Here is an 851-nt window from a genome sequence, read left to right on the forward strand (position 1 = left end):
GGATGGTTGCCGATTTGCGGTTGAGGACGATGGGCTTGGTATTGCACCAGAGCATATTGCGCGTTTGACAGAGCGCTTTTATCGTATTGATAAAGGGCGTAGTCGTGCCACAGGCGGTACGGGCTTAGGTTTGGCTATTGTGAAGCACGTTTTGCATCAGCATGAGGCACAGTTACAGATTGACTCAGTAGAGGGAGAGGGGTCGACATTTAGCGTGGTATTTCCAGCCGCGTATGTAAGGTCGGCTGCGACAAATTAATACAGGCCTTGCCCCATATTGTTTAGACTCGCCATGCGTATTTATTTAGCATGCCTAATGTAGTATACCTAGTCTTTTTGCAAAAGCGGGTAAGGGTTGACGGCACTGCCATTGATATAAATACCGTAATGTACATGTGGCGGTGTCCCTTTTGCATTACCGCTATCACCCACATAACCGATAATATCGCCTTGATTGACCCAATCATTGGGCGCAATATCGGCATAGTCTTCTAAATGCGCGTAATAATGACCAGCACCGCCAGGCCCTACAACAACGACCACGCGCCCACCCAAGTTATTCTCACCAACCTTACTCACAATTCCCTGCGTGGTCGATTGTATCGGCGTGCCACGTTCTGCAAAGATATCGATGCCTTCATGTGAGCGTCCTTGACTGCGGGCAGCACCCCAAGTGTCTGTCAGGTTTTTCTCCGGCAGTGGACTGGGGAGACTATTTTCTGTAGGCAGCTCTTGCTGCAACAGACTCAGCTGTTGCCACTTGGCTACCACAAATGATTGGGTCTGCTCGCTAATACTGGGTAGTAGCTTATCAAAGACAAATAAGAATCCTATCAATACAACCGCCTTAA

The 851-nt window shown here is 48.6% G+C and carries 2 protein-coding genes; one reads left to right on the forward strand and one right to left on the reverse strand.

The features are described 5' to 3' along the window. A partial coding sequence (locus ACS8FC_RS16105; RefSeq protein WP_439297514.1) for an ATP-binding protein occupies positions 1–259 on the forward strand: 259 nt, incomplete at its 5' end. A gap of 68 nt (positions 260–327) precedes the next feature. Here the strand turns inward: ACS8FC_RS16105 and ACS8FC_RS16110 are convergent. After that, a partial coding sequence (locus ACS8FC_RS16110) for a M23 family metallopeptidase (RefSeq protein WP_439297515.1) occupies positions 328–851 on the reverse strand: 524 nt, incomplete at its 5' end.

This window comes from Psychrobacter sp. 1Y4 (genome assembly GCF_051847555.1).